The sequence below is a fragment of the Delftia sp. GW456-R20 genome, assembly GCF_001622915.1.
GTDB classification, from domain to species: Bacteria; Pseudomonadota; Gammaproteobacteria; order Burkholderiales; family Burkholderiaceae_C; genus Comamonas; species Comamonas acidovorans.
This window is the reverse complement of record NZ_LWCN01000005.1, coordinates 119,520-140,741: the sequence shown is the minus strand read 5'-3', so window position 1 is coordinate 140,741 and position 21,222 is coordinate 119,520. Positions and strand designations below refer to the sequence as shown.

General features: G+C 65.0%; 22 protein-coding genes. 13 read left to right on the top strand and 9 right to left on the bottom strand.

Features of this window, described 5'->3' with window-relative positions:
- Nucleotides 1–21: 21 nt before the first annotated feature.
- The gene (locus A4F85_RS24635; protein WP_012207033.1) at nt 22–966 is read right to left on the bottom strand and encodes a LysR substrate-binding domain-containing protein; all 945 of its coding nucleotides are present in this window, start codon (nt 964–966) and stop codon (nt 22–24) included.
- Between the two features lie 241 nt (nt 967–1,207).
- Between A4F85_RS24635 and A4F85_RS24630 the strand changes: the two genes are divergently transcribed.
- A complete protein-coding gene (locus A4F85_RS24630) occupies nt 1,208–2,470 on the top strand; it encodes a tetratricopeptide repeat protein (RefSeq protein WP_170962008.1) in 1,263 nt (420 codons plus the stop codon).
- Between the two features lie 69 nt (nt 2,471–2,539).
- Here A4F85_RS24630 and dnaJ read toward each other — a convergent pair whose 3' ends face one another.
- From dnaJ to grpE, 3 genes are all read right to left on the bottom strand, one after another.
- Entirely contained in the window at nt 2,540–3,682 is a 1,143-nt protein-coding gene (dnaJ, locus tag A4F85_RS24625) for a molecular chaperone DnaJ (RefSeq protein ID WP_013801020.1), read from the bottom strand.
- 100 nt (nt 3,683–3,782) lie between these two features.
- Entirely contained in the window at nt 3,783–5,732 is a 1,950-nt protein-coding gene (gene dnaK, locus A4F85_RS24620) for a molecular chaperone DnaK (protein WP_063328125.1), read from the bottom strand.
- A gap of 114 nt (nt 5,733–5,846) precedes the next feature.
- Entirely contained in the window at nt 5,847–6,392 is a 546-nt protein-coding gene (gene grpE, locus A4F85_RS24615; RefSeq protein ID WP_063328124.1) for a nucleotide exchange factor GrpE, read from the bottom strand.
- A 307-nt stretch (nt 6,393–6,699) separates the two neighbouring features.
- Between grpE and rpsF the strand changes: the two genes are divergently transcribed.
- The 5 genes from rpsF (at nt 6,700) to dnaB (ending at nt 9,709) form a co-directional block, all read left to right on the top strand.
- Nucleotides 6,700–7,062: a 30S ribosomal protein S6 gene (gene rpsF, locus A4F85_RS24610; RefSeq protein ID WP_012207028.1), complete on the top strand. Its 363-nt coding sequence runs from the start codon at nt 6,700–6,702 to the stop codon at nt 7,060–7,062.
- 26 nt (nt 7,063–7,088) lie between these two features.
- Nucleotides 7,089–7,379 (top strand): primosomal replication protein N, encoded by a 291-nt coding sequence (gene priB, locus A4F85_RS24605; RefSeq protein ID WP_012207027.1) that lies wholly within the window; start codon nt 7,089–7,091, stop codon nt 7,377–7,379.
- Between the two features lie 18 nt (nt 7,380–7,397).
- Complete coding sequence (rpsR, locus tag A4F85_RS24600) at nt 7,398–7,679, top strand: 30S ribosomal protein S18 (RefSeq protein WP_012207026.1); 282 nt, start codon at nt 7,398–7,400, stop codon at nt 7,677–7,679.
- A gap of 11 nt (nt 7,680–7,690) precedes the next feature.
- Complete coding sequence (gene rplI, locus A4F85_RS24595) at nt 7,691–8,143, top strand: 50S ribosomal protein L9 (protein ID WP_063328123.1); 453 nt, start codon at nt 7,691–7,693, stop codon at nt 8,141–8,143.
- 132 nt (nt 8,144–8,275) lie between these two features.
- A complete protein-coding gene (gene dnaB, locus A4F85_RS24590; RefSeq protein ID WP_012207024.1) occupies nt 8,276–9,709 on the top strand; it encodes a replicative DNA helicase in 1,434 nt (477 codons plus the stop codon).
- Nucleotides 9,710–9,782: 73 nt separating this feature from the next.
- Here dnaB and A4F85_RS24585 read toward each other — a convergent pair whose 3' ends face one another.
- The 4 genes from A4F85_RS24585 to A4F85_RS24570 form a co-directional block, all read right to left on the bottom strand.
- Nucleotides 9,783–10,181 carry a hypothetical protein gene (locus A4F85_RS24585; RefSeq protein ID WP_013801024.1) on the bottom strand — a complete coding sequence of 133 codons (399 nt, stop codon included), beginning with the start codon at nt 10,179–10,181 and terminating at the stop codon, nt 9,783–9,785.
- A 3-nt stretch (nt 10,182–10,184) separates the two neighbouring features.
- Nucleotides 10,185–11,996, bottom strand: a complete 1,812-nt coding sequence (locus tag A4F85_RS24580; protein WP_063328122.1) for a PhoH family protein — start codon at nt 11,994–11,996, stop codon at nt 10,185–10,187.
- Nucleotides 11,997–12,172: 176 nt separating this feature from the next.
- On the bottom strand, nt 12,173–12,658 hold the full coding sequence (locus A4F85_RS24575) for a peroxiredoxin (protein ID WP_013801026.1): 486 nt from the start codon (nt 12,656–12,658) through the stop codon (nt 12,173–12,175).
- A 138-nt stretch (nt 12,659–12,796) separates the two neighbouring features.
- Complete coding sequence (locus A4F85_RS24570) at nt 12,797–13,165, bottom strand: Mth938-like domain-containing protein (RefSeq protein ID WP_012207020.1); 369 nt, start codon at nt 13,163–13,165, stop codon at nt 12,797–12,799.
- Between the two features lie 170 nt (nt 13,166–13,335).
- Here A4F85_RS24570 and A4F85_RS24565 point away from each other — a divergent pair, with 170 nt between their 5' ends.
- The 7 genes from A4F85_RS24565 to A4F85_RS24535 all read left to right on the top strand — a co-directional run bounded on the left by A4F85_RS24565 (nt 13,336) and on the right by A4F85_RS24535 (nt 20,068).
- Entirely contained in the window at nt 13,336–14,571 is a 1,236-nt protein-coding gene (locus A4F85_RS24565) for a pyridoxal phosphate-dependent aminotransferase (RefSeq protein ID WP_013801028.1), read from the top strand.
- Between the two features lie 108 nt (nt 14,572–14,679).
- Nucleotides 14,680–16,029 (top strand): homoserine dehydrogenase, encoded by a 1,350-nt coding sequence (locus A4F85_RS24560; RefSeq protein ID WP_012207018.1) that lies wholly within the window; start codon nt 14,680–14,682, stop codon nt 16,027–16,029.
- 140 nt (nt 16,030–16,169) lie between these two features.
- Complete coding sequence (gene thrC, locus A4F85_RS24555; RefSeq protein ID WP_063328121.1) at nt 16,170–17,597, top strand: threonine synthase; 1,428 nt, start codon at nt 16,170–16,172, stop codon at nt 17,595–17,597.
- A gap of 46 nt (nt 17,598–17,643) precedes the next feature.
- Nucleotides 17,644–18,204 (top strand): molybdopterin-guanine dinucleotide biosynthesis protein B, encoded by a 561-nt coding sequence (gene mobB / locus A4F85_RS24550; protein WP_034396637.1) that lies wholly within the window; start codon nt 17,644–17,646, stop codon nt 18,202–18,204.
- 9 nt (nt 18,205–18,213) lie between these two features.
- Nucleotides 18,214–19,449 carry a molybdopterin molybdotransferase MoeA gene (locus tag A4F85_RS24545; protein ID WP_063328120.1) on the top strand — a complete coding sequence of 412 codons (1,236 nt, stop codon included), beginning with the start codon at nt 18,214–18,216 and terminating at the stop codon, nt 19,447–19,449.
- Nucleotides 19,446–19,709 carry a molybdopterin converting factor subunit 1 gene (gene moaD, locus A4F85_RS24540; RefSeq protein WP_034396626.1) on the top strand — a complete coding sequence of 88 codons (264 nt, stop codon included), beginning with the start codon at nt 19,446–19,448 and terminating at the stop codon, nt 19,707–19,709. The genes A4F85_RS24545 and moaD overlap by 4 nt, the downstream gene beginning before the upstream one ends.
- 5 nt (nt 19,710–19,714) lie before the next feature.
- Nucleotides 19,715–20,068, top strand: a complete 354-nt coding sequence (locus tag A4F85_RS24535) for a recombinase family protein (protein WP_016447744.1) — start codon at nt 19,715–19,717, stop codon at nt 20,066–20,068.
- Here A4F85_RS24535 and dapA read toward each other — a convergent pair.
- Nucleotides 20,014–20,949, bottom strand: coding sequence for a 4-hydroxy-tetrahydrodipicolinate synthase (dapA, locus tag A4F85_RS24530; protein ID WP_063328119.1), 936 nt, complete (start codon nt 20,947–20,949; stop codon nt 20,014–20,016). The two genes, A4F85_RS24535 and dapA, sit on opposite strands and share 55 nt — an antisense overlap.
- Between the last annotated feature and the right edge of the window lie 273 nt (nt 20,950–21,222).

Below are 21,222 nucleotides of genomic sequence, written 5' to 3'. Positions count from 1 at the left end.
CATCCAGCGGCCAAGTGGCCTTCAGGATGCGCTGGCCGGCGGGCTCAGGTGCTCGACCAGCAGGCGGGCCGTGACGGGTAGCGCGTCGAAGTCACGCGCCACGATGCTCAGCTCGCGCCGAGCCCAGTCGTCGCTGAGCTCCAGTGCGCGCAGATGGCCCACGCCGTGCATGAGCTCGAAGGCGCGGTCGGGGATCAGTCCCACGCCCAGGCCGTTGTCGATCATGCGGCACATGGCATCCAGGCTGGTGACCTGGATGCGCTGGTGCAGCGCATGCCCCGCCTGTGCGGCGGCCGCACGCATGGCCAGGCTGATGGAGGAGCCGGCCTGCAGGCTGACGATGTCCCATTCGAGCACATCGGCAAAGGCCACGCTGTCGCTGTGCGCCAGCGCGTGCTGCTCGGGCACCACGACGACCAGGCGATCCTCGCGGTAGGGGCGGTGCTGCAGTACGGGAGTGGCCTGGCCATTGCCCAGCGGCATGTACGCCATGGAGCAGATACCGATGTCGGCCGTGCCTTCCTGTACGGCAGCCAGTACGGCGGGGCTGAGCTGCTCCTGCAGGTCGATCTTGACCTGGCCGTGCTTGCGCGCGAACACGCCCAGGTCTTCCGGCAGGAACTGCACGATGGCAGACATGTTGGCGTGGATGCGCACATGGCCGCGCACGCCATCGGCGTACTCGGACAGTTCACCCTGCATGCGCTCCAGGCCGTACAGCACGTTGCGGGCATGGTGCAGCAGGCTTTCGCCGGCCGGCGTCAAGGTCACTCCACGGCTGTGTCGGTACAGCAGGGCTGTGTCCACCGTGGCTTCGAGATCGGACAGGCGCTTGCTCACCGCCGAGGCTGCAATGAACTCACGCTCGGCCGCGCGGCCGATGCTGCCAAGTTCGCAGACAGCCACGAACAGCTGCAGGGAGGTAAGGTCTATGCGCCGTGCAAAACTGCGCTCTGAATTCTTCATGTGGTGGGGTTCAGGCTTCTCATTAGGAGAAGCTGGATGGATTTTCTCGCACAAGTCATCGACCTGTCATCTTCAAGCGCGATGTCTTTGGTGATGTCATGCGATTTCATGGAGATGGGGGTCATGCTCCCTGGCGATGGCTGCGGTCGGCCTTTCCTGTCGGAACGCCGGTTGCATACTGAAAGAATTTGTCAATCTTTGCGCCAGTCGCCTGCATGGATTGCTGCAAAAATAAGAGCATATGAACGATCGATACCCGACGGGCCTGCGAGCCCTGCCTGCAGGCCTGTCATTGCTGCTGGCCGCAGCCCTGTCCTGCATGGCCGTCCCGGCGTCTGCCAAGCCGCAGCCACCAGCGAAGAACACGGCCAAGAGCGGTGCGAAGGCACCGGCCAAACCTGCCGCCAGACCTGCAGCCAAAGCGGCAGCTAGGCCAGCGGGCAAGGCCGCCGTCAAGACCGGGGGCAAGTCGGCGCCCTCTCCAACCCGCAATGCGCCGGCCAAGGCCGCCGCCGCTGGCGTGGCGGCAGGGGCCGTTGCGGCCGGAACTGCCGCAGCCGCAGTGGGCCATGCCCCCAAGGGCGAGCCCGGCCTGAGTGCGGCCGAGGTTGCAGCGCTGCACCAGCACGCCGAACAGGGCGAGGCCAGCGCCCAGTACGCGCTGGGTTCGCTGTACAAGCGCGGCCAGGGCGTTGCCCTGAGTGCCGAGACGGCGGCCCAGTGGTATGAGAAGTCTGCGCAGCAGGGCTATGCGCCAGCCCAGTCCGACCTGGGGTTGATGTATGCGAATGGCCGTGGCGTGGCGCGTGACGATGCCCAGGCCGTGCAGTGGTATCGCAAGGCTGCCGAGCAGGGCGATGCCGTGGCCCAGAACAACCTGGGCCTGATGCTGGCCGAGGGGCGCGGAGCCGCCAAGGACCCCGCGCAGGCCGTGCAGTGGTTCCAGCGCTCGGCCGAGCAAGGCGAAGCGGCCGGCCAGTACAGCCTGGGCGTGATGTATGCCACGGGCCGGGGCGTGGCCGAGGACGTGGCGCAGGCGCTGCGCTGGTTTGTAGCGGCGGCAGGCCAGGGCCATGCCGATGCGCAATTCAATGCCGGCATGCTCTATGCCGAGGGTGGCGTGGTCGATCGCGACATGGCGCAGGCCGCCCACTGGCTGGAGAAGGCGGCCGAGCAGGGCAATGCCGCAGCCCAGTCCAACCTGGGCGTGCTGTATGCCAATGGCCAGGGCGTGCCCGCCAGCGACGAGAAGGCCGCGCGCTGGCTGGAGCGTGCCGCCCAGCAGGGCGATGCGCTGGCGCAATCCAATCTCGCCAGTCTTTATGCGTCGGGCAAGGGCGTGGAGCGCAGCCCGTCCCAGGCTTATTTCTGGATGCTGCTGGCGGCGGGCAGGGACAGCTCGCTGGCTGCCAAGCGTGACAGCATGGCCCAGCCGCTGAGCGCGGCCGAGCGTGCACGCACCGAGCGCCAGGCGGCGGCCTGGAAGGCCAAACCCGCTCCCTGAGTCCTGTTGAGCATGCACCAATGAAAAACGCCTCGGAAGAGGCGTTTTTGTTGGGGGCTCAGTGCTGCATCAGCTGAAGAAGCTCTTGAGCCTGTCGGTCCAGCTCTCGCCGCTGGGCGAGTGCTTGGCGCCGCCCTTCTTGAGCGATTCCTCCAACTCGCGCAGCAGCTTGCGCTGGTACTCGGTCAGCTTGACGGGCGTCTCGACCACGATGTGGCAGTAAAGGTCGCCGGGATAGCTGGAGCGCACGCCCTTGATGCCCTTGCCGCGCAGGCGGAACTGCTTGCCGGCCTGGGTTCCTTCGGGGATGTCGATGGCCGCCTTGCCCGACAGGGTGGGCACCTCGATCTCGCCGCCGAGCGCCGCCGTGATGAAGCTCACGGGCACGTTGCAGTGCAGGTCGTCGCCGTCGCGCTCGAAGATGTCGTGGTCCTTGATGCGGATCTCGATGTAGAGATCGCCCGCAGGCCCGCCATTCGTGCCGGGTTCGCCATTGCCGGAGGAGCGGATGCGCATGCCGTCGTCGATGCCGGCTGGAATCTTCACTTCCAGTGTCTTTTGGCGCTTGACCTTGCCCTGGCCGCCGCAGCTGGTGCAGGGCTCGGGAATGATCTTGCCCGTGCCCCGGCAGTGCGGGCAGGTCTGCTGCACGCTGAAGAAGCCCTGGCGCATCTGCACGCTGCCCATGCCGTTGCAGGTGGTGCAGGTCTTGGCGCTGGTGCCGGGCTTGGCGCCGCTGCCGTGGCAGGTGTCGCAGCCATCCCAGCTGGGGATGCGGATCTGCGCATCCTTGCCGTGGGCGGCTTCCTCCAGCGTGATCTCCATGGCATAGCTGAGATCGTTGCCGCGGTAGACCTGGCGGCCGCCACCGGCGCCGCCGCGTCTTCCGCCACCCTGGTTGAACATGTCGCCAAAGATGTCGCCAAAGGCTTCGGCAAAGCCACCAAAGCCTTCGGCGCCGCCGCCCATGCCGCGGTTGGGGTCCACGCCTGCATGGCCGTACTGGTCGTAGGCCGCGCGCTTGTTGCTGTCGGAGAGCATCTCATAGGCCTCCTTGGCCTCCTTGAATTTCTCTTCCGCCCCGCTTGCGGCATCCCCCTGGTTGCGGTCAGGGTGGTACTTCATCGCCAGCTTGCGATAAGCCTTCTTGATGTCGTCGTCCGAGGCGTTCTTGGCAACGCCGAGGACCTCGTAAAAATCGCGTTTGGACATGGTGTTTGCTAGCCAGTCAGTGAGAACAGGAACGCCGCGTCAGCCCCTTGGCAGGGCCGAGCGCGGCGGCAAGCGGTCGTCAAGGGACCACGCGCTGGGTTCAGTCCTTCTTGACTTCCTTGACTTCGGCGTCAACGACGTTGTCGTCAGCGGCTGCTGCACCGGCCGAGGCGCCTGCTGCACCGGCCGCTGCGGCGGCGGCTGCTGCCTCGGGGCCGCCGGCTGCCTGCGCATCGGCGTACATCTTCTCGCCGAGCTTCTGGCTGGCCGTCATCAGCGCCGTGGTCTTGGCGTCGATGGCGTCCTTGTCCTCGCCCTTCAGGGCCTCTTCCAGCTCCTTGACGGCGCTCTCGATGGCGGTCTTCTCGCCAGCGTCGAGCTTGTCGCCATGCTCGCCCAGGCTCTTCTTGACGCTGTGCACGGCAGCCTCGCCCTGGTTGCGGGCCTGGACCAGTTCCAGCTTCTTCTTGTCGTCGGCTGCGTTCAGCTCGGCGTCCTTCACCATCTTCTGGATCTCGTCCTCGGACAGGCCCGAGTTCGCCTTGATGGTGATCTTGTTTTCCTTGCCCGATGCCTTGTCCTTGGCGGACACGTTCAGGATGCCGTTGGCGTCGATGTCAAAGGCCACTTCGATCTGCGGCACGCCACGCGCTGCGGGCGGAATGCCTTCGAGGTTGAACTCGCCCAGCATCTTGTTGCCCGAAGCCATCTCGCGCTCACCCTGGAACACCTTGATGGTCACGGCAGGCTGGTTGTCGTCGGCCGTCGAGAAGGTCTGTGCGAACTTCGTCGGGATGGTGGTGTTCTTGGTGATCATCTTGGTCATCACGCCACCCAGCGTCTCGATGCCCAGCGACAGCGGCGTGACGTCCAGCAGCAGCACGTCCTTGCGGTCACCCGACAGAACCTGGCCCTGCACGGCGGCGCCCACGGCCACGGCTTCGTCGGGGTTCACATCCTTGCGGGGTTCCTTGCCGAAGAATTCCTTGACCTTCTCCTGCACCTTGGGCATGCGGGACATGCCACCGACCAGGATCACGTCATCGATGTCGGACACGGACACGCCTGCGTCCTTGATGGCCGTGCGGCAGGGCGCAATGGTGCGCTCGATCAGGTCTTCGACCAGGCTTTCCAGCTTGGAGCGGGTCAGCTTGATGTTCAGGTGCTTGGGACCCGAGGCATCGGCCGTGATGTAGGGCAGGTTGATGTCGGTCTGGGCCGAGTTCGACAGCTCGATCTTGGCCTTCTCGGCAGCTTCCTTCAGGCGCTGCAGGGCCAGCACGTCCTTGGCCAGATCAACGCCCTGGTCCTTCTTGAACTCGGTGATGATGTAGTCGATGATGCGCTGGTCGAAGTCTTCGCCGCCCAGGAACGTGTCGCCGTTGGTGGACAGCACTTCGAACTGCTTTTCGCCGTCCACATCGGCGATTTCGATGATGGACACGTCAAACGTGCCGCCGCCCAGGTCATACACCGCGATCTTGCGGTCGCCCTTGTCGATCTTGTCCAGGCCGAAGGCCAGCGCAGCTGCCGTGGGCTCGTTGATGATGCGCTTGACTTCCAGGCCGGCGATGCGGCCGGCATCCTTGGTGGCCTGGCGCTGGGCGTCGTTGAAGTACGCGGGCACGGTGATCACGGCCTCGGTCACGGGCTCGCCCAGGTAGTCCTCGGCGGTCTTCTTCATCTTGCGCAGCACTTCGGCGGAAATCTGCGGCGGGGCCAGCTTCTGGCCGCGCACTTCCACCCAGGCGTCGCCGTTGTCGGCACGCGAGATGGTGTAGGGCATCAGGTCGATGTCCTTTTGCACTTCCTTCTCGTCGAACTTGCGGCCGATCAGGCGCTTGGCGGCGTAGATGGTGTTGCGGGGGTTGGTGACGGCCTGGCGCTTGGCCGAGGCGCCGACGAGGATCTCGCCGTCTTCCTGGTAGGCAATGATCGAAGGCGTGGTGCGTGCACCTTCGCTGTTCTCGATCACGCGCGTGGTGTTGCCGTCCATGATGGCCACGCAGCTGTTGGTGGTGCCCAGGTCAATACCGATGATTTTTCCCATTTTGAGTTCTCTCCGCGTTCTGTGAAATGTTTGAATGACTGCTAACTTGTGGCCGGCAGGCGCTGCTTCAAGGGGCTTTGCCTCTTTTTTGTCAGCGATGCCGTGAGCGCACGCTTACTGGGGCTGGGCCACGGTCACGAGGGCCGGGCGCAGGATACGGTCGGCAATCAGGTAGCCCTTTTGCAGCACCGACACCACGGTGTTGGCTTCCTGCTGGGCAGGCACCATGCTGATGGCCTGGTGCAGGTTGGGGTCGAATTTCTCGCCGGCTGCCGGGTTGATGGTCACGACCTTGTTGCGCTCCAGGGCCGAGGTCAGCTGGCGCAGCGTGGCGTCGGCGCCTTCGCGCAGCTGCTCTGGCGTGGCCTGCTGGATGGCCAGTGCGGCATCCAGGCTGTCGCAGACGGGCAGCAGGCTTTCGGCAAAGCTCTCGATGCTGAACTTGCGGGCCTTGGAGACTTCGTCTTCCGCGCGGCGGCGCACATTCTCTGCCTCGGCCTTGGCGCGCAGGAACTGGTCGGCCAGCTCGGCGCTCTTGGCCTTGAGTTCGGCCAGCTCGGCCTGCAGGCGCTGCAGCTCGTCGGCGGCGTTGGCCGCCATGGCGGCTTCGATTTCTTCCGGGGCTGCGTCTTGAAAGGGTTTGGAGTTTTGTTCGGACATGGATGGAGACTTCAGCTACAAAACAAAAAGATCGCCGCGCTGGAGGCCAGGCTTGGCGATTGCACGATCTTGAATCGAGATGCGAGCGGATCGGTGTATTTTCAAGGGCTTTGTGCCTGTGCATGCGCACTGCAGGTGCACACGGTGGGGGCAAAAGCCGGGCGAAGGGGCAAAAGCCCCACACGAATCCGGGGTCTCGGGCAGTGCGGAGTGTACAGATGGAAGAGGGCTGCGCTAGAATCCAATGCTTTGCCTTGCCGCACCGCTACAAGACGCAGTGGGCGGCGTTTTCCCAAAAGGAGTCGATATGCGTCATTACGAAATCGTTTTGTTGATCCACCCGGATCAGAGCGAGCAGGTTCCCGCCATGCTGGAACGCTACAAGGGCATGATCACCGCTGGCGGTGGCAAGGTCCATCGCGAAGAAGACTGGGGCCGTCGCCAACTGGCTTACATGATCAACAAGCTCGCCAAGGCCCACTACCTGTGCCTGAACATCGAAGCCGACCAGGCTGTGATGGCTGAGCTGGAGCATGCCTTCAAGTTCAACGATGCCGTGCTGCGTCACCTGACGGTTCAGAAGAAGAAGGCCGACACTGCGCCTTCCTCGATGATGAAGACCGTCGAGCGTGAAGAAGCCCGCAAGGCCAGCCAGACCGAACAGGCCTGAGCCCAGCCCTTTCAGAACCTGAAGGAGTGGAGAACCACGTTGCACTGACGGCCGCCATCGCAGAGCTTCAAGCACTGCGCTACACGCCGGCAGGGCTGCCCGCCCTTGAACTGCGACTCGAACACGCGTCGCGGCAAAAGGAAGCAGGAAGCGAACGCAGCGTGACGGCATCTGTCAAGGCGGTGGCCTTTGGCGCGCTGGCTGAAAAGCTGGCCCGCCAGGCGCTCGGCAGCCAGTGGAAGTTCCAAGGCTTCCTGGCAACGCCCCGCAACGGCAAATTGCTGGTTTTCCACATCCAGGACATTCAACAAAACTAATTTTCAAGAGGTCCAGAAATGGCCACGTTCAAGAAATTCAACAAGGACAAGCGCCCCAAGCGCAACACGCAGTCGCTGCTGTTCAAGCGCAAGCGCTTCTGCCGCTTCACCGTCGCCGGCGTCGAAGAAATCGACTACAAGGATGTGGACACCCTGCGTGACTTCATCGGTGAAAACGGCAAGATCGTGCCCGCTCGCCTGACCGGCACGCGCGCCATCTACCAGCGTCAGCTGAACACGGCCATCAAGCGCGCCCGCTTCCTGGCTCTGGTTCCTTACTCTGACCAGCACAAGATCTAAGGAATACAACCATGCAAGTCATTCTGCTCGACAAGGTTGTGAACCTCGGTGGCCTCGGCGACATCGTCAAGGTCAAAGACGGCTACGCCCGCAACTTCCTGATCCCCACGGGCGCTGCCCGTCGTGCCACGGCTTCCGCCAAGGCCGAGTTCGAAGCCAAGCGCGTCGAACTGGAAAAGCAAGCGGCTGAAAAGCTGGCTGCTGCTCAGCAACTGGGCGAAAAGCTCAACGGCGCAAACGTCAAGCTGACCCAGAAGGCTGGCGTTGACGGCCGCCTGTTCGGCTCGGTGACCAACGCCGACATCGCCGAAGAACTGGCCAAGGCCGGCTTTGCCGTCGCCAAGTCGCAAGTTCGCCTGGTCAACGGTCCCATCAAGACCGTGGGCGACGCCACCGTGGTCGTGGCACTGCACACCGACGTCAGCGTCGAAGTGACGGTGTCGGTCTACGGCGACCACTCCTGATCCGGGGCTTGTCCCGTATCACCAAAAAGCCGCCTTAGGGCGGCTTTTTGCTTTGCCGTGCCAGGGTGATGACGCCGGGTGGCGCGGCCTTTTGCCAGCCGCTACGATGGCGGGCTCATCTCCAGGAATTCCATGTCGTCCGTAATGCCCCCGCTCGATCTCGATGATGCGTTCGCACCGCTGCCTGCTGGCGACCAGCAGGTGGCCCAGTTGCGCGTGCCGCCGCATTCGATGGAGTCCGAGTCCAGCGTTCTAGGGGGGCTGCTGCTGGACAACAACGCTTGGGAGCGTGTTGGCGATCTGCTGGTGGATGGTGATTTCTACCGCCATGAGCACAAGCTGATCTACGAGGCGATCGGCAAGCTGATCAATGGCAGCAAGCCGGCCGATGTGATCACGGTCTACGAGCATTTGCAGAGCATGGGCAAGGCCGAGGAAATCGGCGGCCTGCTGTACCTGAACCAGCTGGCGCAGTACGTGCCCAGCGCCACCAACATCCGGCGCTATGCGGAGATCGTGCGGGAGCGCTCCATCCTGCGCAAACTGGTGACCGCCAGCGACGACATCGCCACCAATGCCTTCAATCCGCAGGGCAAGACGGTCGATCGCATCCTGGACGAGGCCGAGCAGAAGATCCTGGCCATCGGCGAGGAGGGTGCGCGCAACAAGCAGGGTTTCCAGTCGCTCGACACGCTGGTGGTGGATCTGCTGGATCGTGTCCAGGAGATGGCCGACAACCCCATGGACGTGACCGGCGTGCCCACGGGTTTCGTCGATCTGGACCGCATGACCAGCGGCCTGCAGGCCGGTGACCTGGTGGTGCTGGCTGCCCGTCCCTCGATGGGCAAGACCTCGTTTGCGGTGAATATCGCCGAGCATGTGGCGCTCAACGAGGGCCTGCCGGTCGCCATTTTCTCCATGGAAATGGGCGCGGCTCAGCTGGCGGTGCGTATCGTCGGCTCCATCGGCCGCGTCAACCAGGGCAATCTGCGCACGGGCAAGCTCAACGACGACGAGTGGCCGCGCCTGACGGAAGCCATCGAGCGGCTGCGCACGGTGTCCCTGCACATCGACGAGACACCGGGCCTGTCCCCCACGGAACTGCGCGCCAATGCGCGGCGCCTGGCGCGCACCTGCGGCAAGCTGGGCCTGATCGTGGTGGACTATTTGCAGTTGATGAGCGGCTCGGGCTCGGCTGCCAGTTCCGACAACCGTGCGACCGAGCTGGGCGAGATTTCGCGGGGCTTGAAAATGCTGGCCAAGGAACTGCAGTGCCCGGTGATTGCCCTGTCCCAGCTCAACCGCTCGGTGGAGCAGCGCACCGACAAGCGTCCCATGATGTCCGACCTGCGCGAATCGGGCGCCATCGAGCAGGATGCCGACATCATCATGTTCATCTACCGTGATGACTACTACAACAAGGACAGCAAGGAGCCGAACATTGCCGAAGTCATCATCGGCAAGCAGCGTAACGGTCCCACGGGAACGGTGAAGGTGTTCTTCCAGAAGAACCAGACGCGCTTCGAGAACCTGGCCGTGGGCTACGGTGGCGGCGACGAGTACTGACCGGGATACCCCGGCTTTGTGCCCGCAATGAAAAACGGCCCCGAGGGGCCGTTTGCTTTGGGTGGTTGGCGATCTACATGCGCCAGACCTGGATCAGCAGGCCCGCCACGCAGACGCCAAGGATGGCGCATGCCCACGCCAGCCGCTGGGCGCCCGTGCGCAGCGCGCCCACGGTGGCCACGATCTGGGCGTTCTGCTCCGCCAGCTTTTCGATCAACTCCAGCGACTGGCGCTGGGATTGTTCCAGTTGCACGATGCGTGCGTCCTGGGCCTGGATCAGCTGCAGCGCCTGTTCGCCAGCCGAGCGCGGCGGTGCCAGCGGCTCGACGGCCGCAGGATGCTGTGCATCGAGCTCCTGCGCAGCGTCCTTCTTGCGCAGCAGGTTCTTGGCGGCCTTGACGACCTGGGGCGTGGCCTCGATGACATCGCCCCAGGGCACCAGCTTCAACGCGGTGATCCAGCTGATCGCCATGGCTTAGAGCACCTCGCTGGCGAAGTCTGCCAGGCGCGAACGCTCGCCGCGCGCCAGCGTGATGTGGCCGCTGTGCGGCCAGCCCTTGAAGCGGTCCACGGCGTAGGTCAGGCCCGAGGAGCCTTCGGTCAGGTAGGGCGTATCGATCTGCGCCAGATTGCCCATGCAGATGATCTTGGTGCCGGGGCCGGCGCGCGTGATCAGGGTCTTCATCTGCTTGGGCGTCAGGTTCTGGGCCTCGTCGATGATGACGTACTTGTTCAGGAAGGTGCGGCCGCGCATGAAGTTCATGCTCTTGATCTTGATGCGGCTGCGGATCAGCTCATTGGTGGCCGCGCGGCCCCATTCGCCGGCATTGCCGCCATCGCCCTTGGCCAGGAATTCGAGGTTGTCGTCGAGTGCGCCCATCCAGGGGCCCATCTTCTCTTCCTCGGTGCCGGGCAGGAAGCCGATGTCCTCACCCACGCTCACCGTGGCGCGCGTCATGATGATCTCGGTGTAGCGGCGGTCGTCCAGCACCTGGGACAGGCCGGCGGCCAGGGCCAGCAGGGTCTTGCCGGTGCCGGCCGTGCCGGTCAGCGTGACCAGGTCGATGTCCGGGTTCATCAGCAGGTTCATCGCGAAGTTCTGTTCGCGGTTGCGTGCCGTGACGCCCCAGACGGCGTACTTGGGATTGCCGAAGTCCTTGAGCGTCTTGAGCACGGCCGTCTTGTCGCGGATCTCGGTCACGCGCATGAACAGGCTGGGCTCGCCCGGTGCCTCGTGGTAGACGAACTGGTTGATCATCAGTTGGTCGACGATGGCGCCGCTGATGCGGTAGTAGGTGATGGCGCCTTCCTGCCAGCTCTCGACGTTCTTGCCCGCCTTGGCCCAGAAGTCCTGGGGCAGGGCCAGGGCGCCTGCGTACAGCAGGTCGCCGTCGTCCAGTACCTTGTCGTTCTGGTAGTCCTCGGCCGCCAGGCCCAGCGCGCGTGCCTTGACGCGCATGTTGATGTCCTTGGACACCAGCACGACTTCGCGCTCGCTGAACTTCTTGCGCAGCGCGGCGACCACGCCCAGGATCTGGTTGTCCGCCTTGCCCTGGGGCAGGCTGTCGGGCAGCGAGGTTTCCAGCGGTTCCGTCTGGAAATACAGCATGCCCGTGGCGCTGCGCTGGCCCGTGGCATTCAGCGGCAGGCCCTTGTCCAGCGTTTCGGAGGGCTGGGAGGCGACCAGCGAATCCAGCGTGCGGCTGACCTGGCGGCCGTTGCGCGCCACTTCGGTCATGCCCTTCTTGTGGCCGTCGAGTTCTTCCAGCACCACCATGGGCAGGAAGATGTCGTGTTCCTCGAAGCGGAACAGGCTGGTCGGGTCGTGCAGCAGCACGTTGGTGTCGAGCACGAACAGCGTCTTCGGCCCTGTGCGCGTGCGGCGCGGGCGAACCGGCGCTGCCAGCAATGCTGCCGGCTTGGCTTCTGTGGAGGACCTTTTGGCCGAGCGGGTGCTGGACGGCGCTGCCGTTGCGTTGGAATTGTCGGTTGCGCGGCGCTGCCGATTGGCAGGGGCTGCAGTCGCGGGCGCAGGAGCCGGTGCCGGTGATGCGGGCTTGGTGTTGCGGCCGCGCGCCGGTGCGGGCTTTGCAGTTGTGGCGGTGTTGTTGGAGGCGGCGGCCGGGGCCGGCTTGCGCTTGCGCGTCGCGGCGGCAGCTACGGCCTCGGCTGCATCGGGAAGATCGTCAGCGGGCAGGGGGTCTGCGTGCTGGGCACCGCGCACGGGAAGAAAGGCTTCGGGGGAGAGCTTGGCGGCACGGCGGCCGGGTGCGGGGGGCAGGGGCATAGTGGACGAACCGTTCCTCAACAGGGATCAAAAAGCACAAAGCCGCCTGGAAACCGAGGCGGCTTTGGTGGGGTGACAGGGAAAAGCGTCTTTGCTAAGAGGCATCGTCCCATTATGCATAGGCTGATGGCCTGAATATGTCGGCCGGCGCTTTGTCGCCTGTCAGATTGTCGCTATCAGGCGGCCTGCTTCAGTGCCTTCAGGGTCTTGACAGCTTTGAGCACCTCGTCAACGTGACCGGGGACCTTCAGGCCGCGCCATTCCTGCACCAGCAGGCCATCGGTGCCCACCAGGAAGGTGGAACGCTCGATGCCCTTCACCTTCTTGCCGTACATGATCTTGTTCTTGACCACGCCGAACATGTGGCACATCTTCTCTTCCGTGTCGGCGATGAGCTCGAACGGCAGTTCCAGCTTTTCCTTGAAGTCGTCGTGCGACTTCATGTTGTCGCGCGAGACGCCAAACACGGTGGCACCAGCTTTCACGAAGTCCTTGTACTTGTCGCGGAACTGCATGGCTTCAGTGGTGCAGCCAGGCGTATTGTCCTTTGGGTAGAAATACAGGATCAGAATCTGGCCCGTGTGGGAGGTGTTGGTCACCTTGATCCCGCCGGTAGCGTTGGCTTCAAATTCGGGAAGGGGTTTGTTGACAACGATCGCCATGCGCTTATATCTCTCGGGTGTAGTCGTTGAAATGCCGAGGGCCGTGTTTGTGTTTTTGCTTTTATCGGAAATGCCCCCAACCGCAACCTGCAATTTTACCCTGAAAACGGGATTTCACCCAATCAGGGGGGCAGGAGTCTACTCCAAGAGTAGGGCCGCGACGACGTTACGGCCTTCGCTGGCAAGGATGTTGTAGGTGCGACACGCGGCCTGCGTGTCCATGCTTTCCAGGCCTATGCGCCGGGCCATGAGGGGGCGCAGCCAGGCCGCCGGCGGGAAGCGGTTGCGCTGGCCGCTGCCCAGGATGATGACCTCGGCATCCAGTTGGGACAGCGCCTCGAAATGCTCGGGCGTCAGGTCCTCGAAGCGGACGCAGTCCCAGGCCTGGCGCAGGCCCTTGGCGCCTACCAGCAGGCTGTGCTCGAATTTTTCCCTGTCCACGGCGACCCAGCCGGGGCCATAGCCCGTGATGCTCTGTGCTTCGGATTTGTCGGCGTGGAATTTCATGGATGAGGGTGGCGCGGTCTGCGCGATGGGGGTGGCCGCCACATGGCCGGGGCCAGGGCGATGCTGCATTGCGGAACTGTGGTCAAATTATAGGTTTGACCAGGGTGCATGGGGCACTTTGGCGTGCATGAAGGCCGCAAGCCCGCGCCGGCCACTTTCATATTCTCAGCATGAAAACCGTTCTCAAATCCGCAAAACTAGCCAACGTCTGTTATGACATCCGCGGGCCCATCATGGACGCGGCGAAGAAGATGGAAGAGGACGGGCAGAAGATCATCAAGCTCAATATCGGCAACCTGGCCGTGTTCGGCTTCGATGCCCCCGAGGAAGTGCAGCAGGACATGATCCGCAACCTGCCCAATTCGGCAGGCTACTCGGACAGCAAGGGTATCTTCGCGGCGCGCAAGGCCGTGATGCATGAGACCCAGCGCCAGGGCATCCTGGGCGTGACGTTGGACGATATCTACCTGGGCAATGGCGCATCCGAGCTGATTAGCCTGGCCACGAACGCGCTGCTGGACGACGGCGACGAGATGCTGCTGCCGGCGCCCGACTATCCGCTGTGGACCGCCGTCACCAGCCTGTCGGGCGGCACGCCCGTGCACTATATGTGTGACGAGTCCAACGGCTGGATGCCCGACCTGGACGACATCCGCGCCAAGATCACGCCGCGCACCAAGGGCATCGTCGTCATCAATCCCAACAACCCGACGGGCGCCCTGTACAGCAAGCAGCTGCTGCAAAGCATCGTGGCGCTGGCCCGCGAGCATGGCCTGGTGATCTTTGCCGACGAGGTCTATGACAAGGTGCTGTACGACGATGTCGTGCACACGCCGCTTGCCAGCCTGTCCACCGATGTGCTGACGCTGACCTTCAACTCGCTGTCCAAGGCCTATCGCAGCTGCGGCTACCGCGCCGGCTGGATGGTGGTCTCGGGCGACAAGAAGGCGGCCCGGGACTATATCGAGGGCCTGAACATGCTCTCCAACATGCGCCTGTGCGCCAATGTGCCCGGCCAATGGGCCGTGCAGACGGCGCTGGGCGGCCACCAGAGCATCGACGAGCTGGTGCAGGAGGGCGGCCGGCTGCGCGTGCAGCGCGATCTGGCCCACAAGCTGATCACCGAAATCCCCGGCGTGAGCTGCGTCAAGCCGCAAGCCGCGCTGTACATGTTCCCGCGCCTGGACCCCGAGATCTACCCGATCAAGGATGACCAGGCGTTCTTCCTGGAAGTGCTGCAAGAGACCAAGGTCATGCTGGTGCAGGGAACAGGCTTCAACTGGCCGCACCCCGACCATTTCCGCATCGTCTTCCTGCCGCACGACACCGACCTGCGCGAGGCCATCCGCCGTCTCGCAGTGTTCCTCGAGAAATACCGCAAGCGCCACGGCACGGACCGCGGCTGAGCTGTGCGGGCCGGTGGAGGAGAGGGCCTTCCGCCGGCCATTGCTTTTTACCGGCTGCCGGCGCGCACCCTCTGGGCGCCGCAGCGTTTTTTGACTGGCAAGTAGTTTATGAAACCGATCCAAGTAGGCCTTCTGGGCATTGGCACCGTGGGCAGCGGCACCTTCAACGTGCTGCAGCGCAATCAGGAAGAGATCCGCCGCCGTGCGGGCCGCGGTATTGAGATTGCCATGGTGGCCGACCTGGATACGGAACGCGCCCGCTCCGTCGTGGGCGACACGGCCAAGGTGGTCGGCGATGCGCGCGAGATCATCGCCAACCCCGAGATCGACGTGGTGATCGAGCTGATCGGCGGCTACGGCATTGCCAAGGCCCTGGTGCTGGAAGCCATTGCCGCCGGCAAGCATGTGGTCACGGCCAACAAGGCCCTGCTGGCCGTGCATGGCAGCGAAATCTTCAAGGCCGCCGCCGAGAAGGGCGTGATGGTGGCCTACGAAGCGGCCGTGGCTGGTGGCATCCCCATCATCAAGGCGCTGCGCGAAGGCCTGACGGCCAACCAGATCCAGTGGGTGGCCGGCATCATCAACGGCACGACCAACTTCATCCTGTCCGAAATGCGCGACAAGGGCCTGGACTTCGACGTGGTGCTCAAGGAAGCCCAGCGCCTGGGCTATGCCGAAGCCGATCCGACCTTCGACATCGAAGGCGTGGACGCCGCCCACAAGGTCACGCTGATGAGCGCCATCGCCTTCGGCATTCCCGTGCAGTTCGACAAGGCGCATGTGGAAGGCATCACCAAGCTGTCTGCGGCCGACATCAAGTACGCCGAGCAACTGGGCTACCGCATCAAGCTGCTGGGCATCACCAAGCGCACGGACAAGGGCATCGAGCTGCGCGTGCACCCCAGCCTGGTGCCGACCAAGCGCCTGATCGCCAACGTGGAAGGCGCGATGAACGCCGTTGTCGTCCATGGCGATGCCGTGGGCACCACGCTGTACTACGGCAAGGGTGCGGGCTCCGAGCCCACGGCCAGCGCCGTGATCGCCGATCTGGTGGACATCGCCCGCCTGCACACGGCCGACCCCGAGCACCGCGTGCCCCCGCTGGCCTTCCAGTCGAACACGCTGGTCGCCGCAGGTGGCGAGCTGCCCGTGCTGCCCATGAGCGAGGTGGTCACCAGCTACTACCTGCGCATCCGCGTGGCCGACGAAGCCGGTGTGCTGGCCAAGATCACCAGCATCCTCGCGGGCATGGGCATCAGCATCGACGCCCTGCTGCAGCGAGAGGCCGGCGAAGTGAGCGGCGACAGCGAAGGCAGCCAGGGCGTGCCGCAGACCGACCTGATCATCCTGACCCATGCCACGCGCGAAGGCGATATGGACACGGCCCTGGCCCAGATCCAGCAACTGCCCACGGTGCTGGCCCCTATCAACCGCATCCGCAAGGAAGAGTTGAACTAAGACACCCCCTGAGCGGCTGCGCCGCTTCCCCCTCTCTCGCACGCGGGAGGGGGACGACGCCCTCGCTGCGGGGCGGCCCTTGCTCGGCATCCCTGGCATCGGCCGCGCCCCGTCTCACAGAATACTGACGAGGAAGCGACATGCTTTATCTTTCCACGCGCGGCCACGCGGACCGCAAGCGCTTTTGCGACATCCTGCTCGAGGGCCTGGCGCCCGATGGCGGGCTGTACCTGCCCGAGCACTATCCGCAGATCGATGCCGCCCGCCTGGGCGAGCTGCGCAGCATCTACAAGGAGCAGGGCTACGCGGCCCTGGCCTTCGAGATCCTGAGTCTGTACATCGACGACATCCCGGCCGAGGATCTGCGTGCCCTGTGCGCCAAGACCTATACGCAGCAGGTGTTCGGCACGGCCGAGATCACGCCGCTGCGCCCGCTGGAAGACGGCCTGTGGCTCGAAGCCCTGTCCAACGGCCCCACGCTGGCCTTCAAGGACATGGCCATGCAGCTGCTCGGCAACCTGTTCGAGTACGAACTGGGCCGCCGTGGCGAGGAACTGAACATCCTGGGGGCCACCAGTGGTGACACCGGCAGCGCGGCCGAGTACGCCATGCGCGGCAAAAAGGGCGTGCGCGTGTTCATGACCAGCCCGCGCGGCCGCATGAGCCCCTTCCAGCAGGCCCAGATGTTCAGCCTGCAGGATGCCAACATCCACAACATCGCCATCGAGGGCGTGTTCGACGACTGCCAGGACATCGTCAAGGCCGCCTCCAACGACCACGCCTTCAAGGCGAAGTACAAGATCGGCACGGTCAACTCGATCAACTGGGCCCGCCTGCTGGCCCAGGTCGTCTACTACTTCGCCGGTTACCTGCAGGCCACGCAGAGCAATGACCAGAAGGTCAGCTTCACGGTGCCCAGCGGCAACTTCGGCAACATCTGCGCCGGCCACGTGGCGCGCCAGATGGGCCTGCCGATAGCGCGCCTGGTGGTGGCGACCAACGAGAACGATGTGCTCGACGAGTTCTTCCGTACGGGCGCCTACGTGGTGCGCGGCAGCGAACATACCTACGAGACTTCGAGCCCCTCGATGGACATCTCCAAGGCCAGCAACTTCGAGCGCTTCGTGTTCGACCTGCTGGGCCGCGATGGCCAGGCCACGCGCGAATTGTTCGCCGAGGGCGTGGCGCGCCAGGGCCGCTTCGACCTGGGCGGCAATCCGCTGTTCCAGGAAGCTGCTGCCCGCTACGGCTTCGTCAGCGGCAAGAGCACGCATGCCGACCGCCTGGCCACCATCCGCGATACCTTCGAGCGCTTCGGCACCATGATCGACACGCACACGGCCGACGGCGTCAAGGTGGCGCGCGAGCAGCTGCAGGCCGGCGTGCCCATGATCGTGCTGGAGACGGCACTGCCCATCAAGTTCGCCGCCACCATCGAGGAGGCCCTGGGCCGCCTGCCCGATCGCCCGGCCAAGTTCGAAGGCATCGAGGACCTGCCCAAGCGCGTGACCGACTTGCCGGCCGACGCCGAGCAGGTCAAGGCCTATATCGCCCGGCATTGCGACTGATGCGGCAGCCGGGCTGCCCAAAGGTCCGCAGCAGGAGTGCATGGCGATGAAGGTCATAGGCTTCGCCGGCTACTCGGGCTCGGGCAAGACCAGCCTGGTGGAGCCCCTGATCACGCTGATGCGTGCGCAGGGGCTCAGCGTTTCGGTGGTCAAGCATGCCCACCACCATTTCGATGTCGATCACGAGGGCAAGGACAGCTGGCGCCACCGCAAGGCGGGCGCCTATGAAGTGGTGCTGGCCTCGGATCGCCGTCTGGCGCTGATGCGCGAATTCCCCCGTCCCACGGAGCTGTCGGTGCATGACATGCTGGCCGAACTCGATCCGCGCGTGGATTGGGTGCTGGTCGAAGGCTTCAAGCACGCCGACCTGCCCAAGATAGAGATCTGGCGCGATCAGCCCGAGCGCGCCAGCGCCGGCAAGACCCAGGCGCCCTTGTATCCGCACGACCCCCATGTGCTGGCCATTGCGACCGACGCACCGCAGCGCCTGCCAGAGCCGCCACGCCAGCCCGTGCTCGATCTCAATGCGCCAGGGCAAATACTGCAATGGCTGCTGGAGCATGCGCAGCAACTGCGCTACCGTGCCCCAGGCCTCCCTCGAAATTAGGAAAACACCATGCGAGCCCCGCTCAAGCCCCTTGACGAAGCGCTGGCCGAATTGCTGGCCCAGGCACTGCCGCTGGCCGGCGATGACACCGTGGACAGCTTCGATGCCGATGGCCGTGTGCTGCTGGCCGATGCCGTCTCTCCGCTGCAAGTGCCGCCCCAGGACAACAGCGCCATGGACGGCTACGCCGTGCGCAGCGCCGAATGCACCCAGGGCAATGCCGAGCTGCCCGTCTCGCAGCGCATCCCCGCAGGCGCCATGGGCCAGCCGCTGGCCGTGGGCACGGTGGCGCGCATCTTCACGGGCGCTCCGGTGCCCGAAGGTGCCGATGCCATCGTCATGCAGGAAGACTGCGAAGTCCTGGAAGACGGTCGCGTGCGCATCAAGGCGCGGCCCGAGGCCGGGCAATGGATACGCCGCTCTGGCGAAGACATCCGGCGCGGCGCCACCGTCATCGCGGCCGGCACGCGCCTGTCGCCGGCCGAGCTGGGCCTGGCCGCCAGCATTGGCCTGGCCTCTTTGCGCGTGGCACGCAAGCCGCGCGTGGCTCTGTTCTCCACAGGCGACGAGCTGGTCATGCCGGGCACCGTGGCGCCCGAGCAGATGCCGCCCGGCAGCATCTACAACAGCAACCGATTCTTCCTTCGCGCCCTGCTGCAGCGCATGGGCTGCGAGGTCACCGACTTCGGCATCGTCCCCGACCGGCGCGAAGCCACTGTGGATGCTTTGCGCGAGGCGGCCCGCGCGCATGACCTGATCCTGACCAGCGGCGGGGTGTCTGTCGGCGAAGAAGACCATGTCAAGCCCGCCGTGCAGGCGCTGGGCCAGCTCGACCTCTGGCAGATCGCCGTCAAGCCCGGCAAGCCCTTCGCCTATGGCCGCGTGAACCGCGAGGACGAAGGCTTTGCCCACTTCATCGGCCTGCCCGGCAACCCGGTCTCCAGCTTCGTCACCTTCCTTTTGCTGGTACGCCCCTTCGTGCTGCGCCTGCAGGGCGTGCAGCAGGCGCTGCCGCGCTCGGTCGAGGTGCGCGCCGACTTCCATTGGCCGCGCGGGGACAAGCGCCGCGAATTCCTGCGCGTGCGCTACAACGACAGCGGCGGGCTGGAGCTGTTCCGCAACCAGAGTTCGGGCGTGCTGACCTCGGCGGCCTGGGGCGATGGCGTGGTGGACAACCCGCCGGGCCAGGCCATTGCGCCGGGCGACCGGGTGCGCTTCATCGCCTTTTCGGAGCTGCTGTCATGAGCCAGGCCATCACCATCACCGTGCGCTATTTCGCCTCCATCCGCGAAGCCCTGGGCACGGGCAGCGAAACCCTGTCCACCGAGGCCGCCACCGTGGGCGCGCTGCGTGAGGAACTGATTGCGCGTGGCGGTGCAGCCGCCGAAGCGCTGGCCCCGGGCAAGGCCGTGCGCATGGCGCTGAACCAGGTCCTGTGCGATGCCGGTGCCGCCATTCGCCAGGGGGACGAGGTGGCTTTCTTCCCTCCCGTGACCGGAGGTTGACCCAAATGACCACCGACAAGCCCGTGGACCAGGCCATCAGTGCGCGCACGCGCAAGGCCCTGTCCGAAGCCAAGGCGCGCGGCGTGCAACTGGGCCGCGCAGGCGCAGACAACCTGCGCGCCACCGTGGAAAAGCGCAAATCCACGGCCGATGCCTTCGCCCAGCAGCATGAGGCGCTGTTCGCCGAACTGCAGGCGCGCGGCCTGACGCACCGCGCCATGGCCGCCGAACTCAATGCCCGCGGCATTGCCGCGGCCCGGGGCGGCGAGTGGACGCACGGTCAGGTGCAACGCATCCTGAACCGCTATGCCGACCTGCGCTCCGCAACACCGTCTGCAGACGGCAGCAGCGGCAGCTGAATCCCGGCCAGCTGTTGCGCCAGCGCGGCCGATGCCGGCTGCATGGGCGCCCGCAGCGTTGCCCGCATTCGGCCCTGCTGCGCCAGCAAGGCCTTGATGGGTGCGGGATTGGGCTCGGCAAAGCAGGCGGCGATGTGCGGCTGCAGCGGCTGCCACAGCGCCCGGGCAGCGGGCAGGTCGCCACGCTCCAGGCATTGCATCAACTCAACGAAGTGCTGTGTATGCGCGTGCGCGCTGGCAGCAATCGCTCCCGCACCGCCCAGGGCCAGCGTGGAAAAGATCTGCGCGTCTTCGCCGGCCAGCACCTGCAGTTGCCCATCGGCGATCAGTGCCTGGGTCTTGGCGGCATCGCCCCCGCAATCCTTGATGGCCACGATGCGCTCATGTGCGGCCAGCGCACGCAGCGTGGCCAGCTCCAGCACCACGCCGGTGCGGTAGGGAATGTCGTAGACGATGACCGGATGGGCGCTGCGCTCGGCAATCGCCGTGAACCACTGCAGCAGGCCTGCCTGCGACGGGCGTATGTAATGCGGCGCGGGCACCAGAATGCCGGCCAACGGCAGGGCGTTCAGTGCCTGGACACGGGCCAGCGCATGCCCCAGGTGGCAGTCCGAAACGCCCATGACCACGGGCATGCCCTGGGCCGCTGAGAGGATGGTGGACAGGGCGGCATCGTGCTCCGCTTCGCTCAGCGCGGCGGCCTCGGCGGTCGAGCCGCAGGCCACGTAGCCGGCGATGCCGCTGGCGTTGTAGTGCTGCACCAGGGCGCGCAGCGCCCCGTGGTCCACCGCCGCCTCATCTCCAGGAATAAAGGGCGTGACCAGCGGAAGCCACAGCCCCTGGAATCGGGCTTGTGGCGAGGTGGTGGAAGGCAAAGACATGGAAGATCCCTTCGGGTGATTCAAACAATGAACGACCGGACGCAGCCACCGGCCAGACCGAGGGCGGAAAGGCAGGCGCCTGAAGGGATGCGGGAAGGGGAGATGGAGGCTGCCGGGCCGGTTCCGTCGCTCATCTGGACGGAACCTCAGCTCCGGTCAGACGAGCTGGGGTTTGCAGGCTTTGCCCAGGCACAGGCGCACGGCATCACCGTGGCATGTGGGGAAGGCAAAGATTGAAGGCATGGCGCGCAGTGTAGCGCGCCTGAGCGCCAG

Coding starts and splice junctions, on each gene's coding strand:
- rpsR (WP_012207026.1), top strand. CDS start 7,398: ATGGCCACGTTCAAGAAATTCAACAAGGACAAGCGCCCCAAGCGCAAC.
- dnaJ (WP_013801020.1), bottom strand. CDS start 3,682: ATGTCCAAACGCGATTTTTACGAGGTCCTCGGCGTTGCCAAGAACGCC.
- rplI (WP_063328123.1), top strand. CDS start 7,691: ATGCAAGTCATTCTGCTCGACAAGGTTGTGAACCTCGGTGGCCTCGGC.
- thrC (WP_063328121.1), top strand. CDS start 16,170: ATGCTTTATCTTTCCACGCGCGGCCACGCGGACCGCAAGCGCTTTTGC.
- A4F85_RS24570 (WP_012207020.1), bottom strand. CDS start 13,165: ATGAAATTCCACGCCGACAAATCCGAAGCACAGAGCATCACGGGCTAT.
- moaD (WP_034396626.1), top strand. CDS start 19,446: ATGAGCCAGGCCATCACCATCACCGTGCGCTATTTCGCCTCCATCCGC.
- dnaK (WP_063328125.1), bottom strand. CDS start 5,732: ATGGGAAAAATCATCGGTATTGACCTGGGCACCACCAACAGCTGCGTG.
- A4F85_RS24575 (WP_013801026.1), bottom strand. CDS start 12,658: ATGGCGATCGTTGTCAACAAACCCCTTCCCGAATTTGAAGCCAACGCT.
- A4F85_RS24565 (WP_013801028.1), top strand. CDS start 13,336: ATGAAAACCGTTCTCAAATCCGCAAAACTAGCCAACGTCTGTTATGAC.
- A4F85_RS24535 (WP_016447744.1), top strand. CDS start 19,715: ATGACCACCGACAAGCCCGTGGACCAGGCCATCAGTGCGCGCACGCGC.
- rpsF (WP_012207028.1), top strand. CDS start 6,700: ATGCGTCATTACGAAATCGTTTTGTTGATCCACCCGGATCAGAGCGAG.
- A4F85_RS24630 (WP_170962008.1), top strand. CDS start 1,208: ATGAACGATCGATACCCGACGGGCCTGCGAGCCCTGCCTGCAGGCCTG.
- A4F85_RS24585 (WP_013801024.1), bottom strand. CDS start 10,181: ATGGCGATCAGCTGGATCACCGCGTTGAAGCTGGTGCCCTGGGGCGAT.
- dnaB (WP_012207024.1), top strand. CDS start 8,276: ATGTCGTCCGTAATGCCCCCGCTCGATCTCGATGATGCGTTCGCACCG.
- A4F85_RS24635 (WP_012207033.1), bottom strand. CDS start 966: ATGAAGAATTCAGAGCGCAGTTTTGCACGGCGCATAGACCTTACCTCC.
- mobB (WP_034396637.1), top strand. CDS start 17,644: ATGAAGGTCATAGGCTTCGCCGGCTACTCGGGCTCGGGCAAGACCAGC.
- A4F85_RS24560 (WP_012207018.1), top strand. CDS start 14,680: ATGAAACCGATCCAAGTAGGCCTTCTGGGCATTGGCACCGTGGGCAGC.
- dapA (WP_063328119.1), bottom strand. CDS start 20,949: ATGTCTTTGCCTTCCACCACCTCGCCACAAGCCCGATTCCAGGGGCTG.
- A4F85_RS24545 (WP_063328120.1), top strand. CDS start 18,214: ATGCGAGCCCCGCTCAAGCCCCTTGACGAAGCGCTGGCCGAATTGCTG.
- A4F85_RS24580 (WP_063328122.1), bottom strand. CDS start 11,996: ATGCCCCTGCCCCCCGCACCCGGCCGCCGTGCCGCCAAGCTCTCCCCC.
- grpE (WP_063328124.1), bottom strand. CDS start 6,392: ATGTCCGAACAAAACTCCAAACCCTTTCAAGACGCAGCCCCGGAAGAA.